This is a genomic window from Mesorhizobium sp. M2A.F.Ca.ET.037.01.1.1, assembly GCF_003998075.1.
Taxonomy (GTDB): domain Bacteria; phylum Pseudomonadota; class Alphaproteobacteria; order Rhizobiales; family Rhizobiaceae; genus Mesorhizobium.
The window spans coordinates 1-4,573 of record NZ_RZSA01000538.1 but is presented as its reverse complement, the minus strand read 5'-3'; the positions used below and the strand labels follow the sequence as shown (position 1 = coordinate 4,573).

4 protein-coding genes and 1 pseudogene are annotated in these 4,573 nt (G+C 63.5%); 2 read left to right on the top strand and 3 right to left on the bottom strand.

The annotated features are described in order from the left end of the window. From EOA27_RS23520 to EOA27_RS23510, 3 genes and pseudogenes are all read right to left on the bottom strand, one after another. A pseudogene (locus EOA27_RS23520) lies at positions 1 to 376 on the bottom strand (ABC transporter permease); the annotation flags it as partial. A 108-nt stretch (positions 377 to 484) separates the two neighbouring features. After that, positions 485 to 1,426 carry a sugar ABC transporter substrate-binding protein gene (locus EOA27_RS23515; protein ID WP_126080081.1) on the bottom strand — a complete coding sequence of 314 codons (942 nt, stop codon included), beginning with the start codon at positions 1,424 to 1,426 and terminating at the stop codon, positions 485 to 487. 353 nt (positions 1,427 to 1,779) lie between these two features. Next, on the bottom strand, positions 1,780 to 2,811 hold the full coding sequence (locus tag EOA27_RS23510; protein WP_126080082.1) for a LacI family DNA-binding transcriptional regulator: 1,032 nt from the start codon (positions 2,809 to 2,811) through the stop codon (positions 1,780 to 1,782). A gap of 189 nt (positions 2,812 to 3,000) precedes the next feature. On the opposite strand from EOA27_RS23510, the gene EOA27_RS23505 reads away from it, so the two are divergent. Further along, positions 3,001 to 4,107 carry a fatty acid desaturase family protein gene (locus tag EOA27_RS23505; protein ID WP_126080083.1) on the top strand — a complete coding sequence of 369 codons (1,107 nt, stop codon included), beginning with the start codon at positions 3,001 to 3,003 and terminating at the stop codon, positions 4,105 to 4,107. A gap of 37 nt (positions 4,108 to 4,144) precedes the next feature. Next, entirely contained in the window at positions 4,145 to 4,459 is a 315-nt protein-coding gene (locus EOA27_RS23500) for a MocE family 2Fe-2S type ferredoxin (protein ID WP_126063309.1), read from the top strand. Positions 4,460 to 4,573: the final 114 nt, after the last annotated feature.

Genomic DNA, 4,573 nt, shown 5'->3' with positions numbered 1-4,573 from the left:
ACATCGCCTTGGGATTGGGATTGCCGTTGACGGTCGCGACCTGGGCGAAACTCATGGCGATCATGGCGGTGGCGCCGACGATCGAGCCCGAGGACAGGTCGATGCCGCCGCAGATGATGACCTGGGTGACGCCGATGGCGATGATGCCGACAATCGAGACCTGCAGGATGATGATCTGCAGGCGCTGCTCGTTGAAGAGCCCGGAAACATTCTCGCGGGTGTTGAACAGGAAGCTGTCGCCGAGGAAGACGCGGCCGACCAGCTCGAAGGCGGCGACCAGGATGACCAGGGCCAGGAACACGTTGAACTCGGCCGGCCACGGGCGCTTCTTGGCGTCGTAGCTCAGCCCGCCAATGCCATGCGATGTCTGTGACACGTCTTCTTCCTCCGTCGGGCGCAGCTGTCCGGCCTCCCGCGCGGGCGGGAGGAAAGGCGGAGCGGCGCGCTTGTTCCGATTGGACGCGCCGCCCCGTATCGAGGCGCCTCAGTTCTTCTTCAAGAACTTGTCGATGTTCGCCGGTGTCACGAGCTGGAACGGGATGTAGACCTTCTTGTCCACCTTCTCGCCCTTGGCGAGCTTGAGCGCGGCGTCGAGCGCGCCGGCGCCCTGGCCGGCGGCGTCCTGGAAGACCGTCGCATCGAGATCGCCGGCCTGCATGGCCACCAGCGCGTCCTGGGTGGCGTCGACTCCGCCGACCACGACCGACTTCATGTCGATATTGGCGGCCTTCATCGCCTGGATGGCGCCGATGGCGCTTTCGTCGTTGTTGGCGATGACGCCGTCGAAGGCCTTGCCGGACGACAGCCAGTTGGTCATCAGGTTCTGCGCCTCGTCACGCTTCCAGTTCGAGGTCTGCTTGTCGATGATCTTGATGAAGCTGCAGTCCGGCGTGGCGATGACCTCGTCGATGTCCTTGGTGCGCTGCACCGCGGCTTGGTTGGAAAGCTCGCCCATGATCACATAGACATTGGCTTCCTTCTTGCCGGCTTCCTTGAACAGGCGGCAGACCTCCTTGGTCTCGAGCGTGCCGGAATCGGCTTCGTTCGAGGCGACGAAGGCCTGGTTGTCGGGAAGCTTGTCGACATTGACCGGCTCGCGGTTGACATAGACCAGCGGGATCTTGGCCGCGGCGGCAGCGTCCGACATCGCCTGCGTGGCCGAGGTGTCGACCGGATTGACGATGATGGCGTCGACGCCCGAGGCGGCGAAGTTCTTGATTTGGTCGAGCTGCTTGGCGACGTCGTTCTGCGCGTCCTCGACCTGCAGCTCGACGCCATCCATGCCCTTGGCCTGCGCGATCATGCCGTTGCGCAGCACGGTGAGGAAGTTGTCGTCGAAAAGAGCCATCGAAACGCCGATCTTGGCGGCGAAGGCGGATGAACACATCAGCGCCGAAAGCGCGACGCCCAAAAGAAGTTTCTTCATTTTCTCCTCCACTTGGTGTCCGGCTGCACCTATTGAACCGGAATCCCCGGTTTGCCCGGGGAATCTCTCCCTGCGGCCATGCGGCGTCGCCAGTCGACTGGAACGCCTCTTCCTCCGTTCGAACAGGCGCTCCGGAACGAAAGAACCAAAAGGCCTGTTTGGTGAAATATTTATTCCATTTCGTTTCGGAAACGTCAAGGGCGATTCCGACCGGGGCGGCCGGTTTTCGATCACTATGGGCGGGGCGAGGACCAAATTCGTCGAAATTTGCGCCCTTGCCCGGGTGAACCACGATGAAAGAATCCATCAGGCTGATGGATTCTTTCACATCGGCTATATCGTGATCGGCGCGCCTAGATGTTTTCGGGCAGATAGATGTCGAAGGGCAGGAAGGTCTGCCCCGGCGCATTGGCGGCGCCGCTTTCGATGGCATGGGCCATCAGCCCGACGAGTTCGCGGCAGAGCGCCGCGAGCGGCGTCGAGATCACCATGGTGAGGATGTTGTCGGCAAGCGCCGCGCGCGAGACGGCGTTGATCTCGTTGCAGATCACGACCGGCATCTCGGCCGGGCGCGCCGTCCGCAGCGCCGAGACCGCGCCCTCCATGCCGCCGCCGGCGACATAGCAGCCGGCGAGATCGGGATGGCGGGCCAGGAGGTCGAGCATGGCGTCATGCGTCACGTCGTTGGCCTCGAGGTTGACCAGCGTCTCCATCACGGTGAAGTCGGGCGCGTGCTCGCGAAAGAATGAGCGGAAGCCGATCTCGCGCAATTCGTGGCCGTGGAAGCGATGGCTGCCGACGAAAAGCGCGACCTTGCCCGGCTTCCTGGCGGCCTTGGCGATCATCCAGGCGGCGCTGCGCCCGACCTTGCGGTTGTCGAGCCCGACATAGCCCTCGCGGATGCCGGCGGCAAAATCCGACAGCAGCGAGAAGACCGGCTGTCCCCTCGCCTTCATTGTCTCCACGACCGCCGTCAGAGTCGGATGGTCCGGACCGACGACGGCGATGGCCCTGGATTTCGCCGCAAGCCCACGCATCTGGGCGGCGATCTCATCGGGCGCCAGCGAAGCGGCGAAATCGATGGCTGCAACGCCGCGAAAACGCTGCGACTGTGCGACAGCGAGCTCGAGCTCCTTGGCGAAATCGCCATAGAAGACGTCATTGCCCCTGAGCAGCAGGAAGCCGAGCCGATATTCCGGCAATTCCTGGCGCATGCGCTGCTTGATCAGCCCGGCGGCGTGATAGCCGATCTCGGTGGCGGCGTCATAGACCCGGCGCGCCGTCTCCTCGCGCACCGGCAGACGGCTGTTCAGCACCCGGTCGACAGTGGCGACGCTGACGCCGGAGACGCGCGCGAGATCGGTAATGGTCGGGCGCTTTGCCATGAATGCTTCCTCGCTTGTCCCACTCCGGCTATCCGGCTCACCCATATCTCATTCTGATAGAAAATGATAGAAACTATCTTTGTGATGTTGAGATTATCAGATCTTGCGGCTATGCTGAAGTCCAAAGTCAGCGATCGCGCGAGCCCCGCATGGTCGGGCGCTTCGCCAAGGCTCTGACGGAGGACCCCAATGACGGCAATCACGTCTTCGGCGGCGTCGCCGCGTGACTACAGCCTGACCGGCCGGGACGCCAGGCTCGCGGTCGAGAACGGGCTCGCCGCGGCCGAGTGGTACCACACCGATATCCCGCGCAAGCAGATGAAGGAGCTGATGCAGCGCTCCGACGAGCCGGCGATCCGCGACACCATCATCTGGCTCGCCGCTTTCGTCATCAGCGCCGCGGGCGGTATCTGGTTCTGGGGCAGCTGGTGGTGCGTGCCGTTCTTCTTCGTCTACGGCACGCTTTACGGCTCCTCGACCGATTCCCGTTGGCACGAATGCGGCCACGGCACGGCCTTCCGCACGCAGTGGATGAACGACGCCGTCTACCAGCTCGCCTGCTTCATGATCATGCGCAATCCGGTGACCTGGCGCTGGAGTCATACGCGCCACCACACCGACACCATCATTGTCGGACGCGATCCCGAGATCGCCGTCATGCGCCCGCCGGACCTGTTGCGCGTGGTGCTGAACTTCTTCGGCATCGTCGACGCCTGGCATGCGATGACCGACATGCTGCGCAATGCCGCCGGCATCATCAGCCCCGCGGAAAAGACCTTCATTCCCGAACAGGAGCAGCCGAAGGCGATCCGTGTGGCGCGTATCTGGCTCGCCATCTACATCGCGACCATCGCGCTGGCGCTCTACCTGCATTCATGGCTGCCGCTGATGCTCGTCGGCCTGCCCCGCCTCTACGGCGCCTGGCATCACGTGATGACCGGCCTGCTGCAGCATGGCGGACTCGCCGAAAATGTCATCGATCACCGCCTGAACAGCCGGACGGTGCTGATGAACCCGATCAGCCGCTTCATCTACTGGAACATGAACTACCATGTGGAGCACCACATGTTCCCGATGGTGCCCTATCACGCGCTGCCCAAGCTGCACGAGATGATCAAGCACGACCTGCCGCCACCGACGCCGTCGATCCTGGCCGGCTACCGCGAGATGATCCCTGCCTTCCTGCGCCAGCTGCGCAACGAGGATTACTTCCTCAAGCGCGTGCTGCCGCCGACGGCAAAGCCCTACCGGGAAGAATTGCACAACGACAGCCCGGTGGCGGCAGCGGCCGAGTGAGCTGCCGAAGGCTGACCAGGAATTTCACGAGGACGAGATGAGCGACTGGGTCGAGGCCTGCGCGGCCGGGGATATCGACGAAGAGGACGTGATGCGGTTCGACCATGCCGGACGCACCTTCGCCATCTACCGCAGCCCAGACGACGAGTACTTCGCCACCGACGGCCTGTGCACGCATGAAAAGGTGCATCTGGCGGACGGGCTCGTGATGGACGACATCATCGAATGCCCCAAGCACAATGGTCGCTTCAACTACAAGACCGGCGACGCGCGCGGCGCGCCGGTTTGCGTGAATCTCAGGACTTATCCGGTCAAGGTCGATGCCGGAAAGGTCCTGATCCAGGTCGGATGACGGCGATGCCGGGGATGGTGATCATTGGTGCGGGCGAGTGCGGCGGGCGCGCCGCGCTTGCGCTCCGCGGTCTCGGTTATGACGGGGCGGGGGCACTGGTCGGCGGCGAGCCGC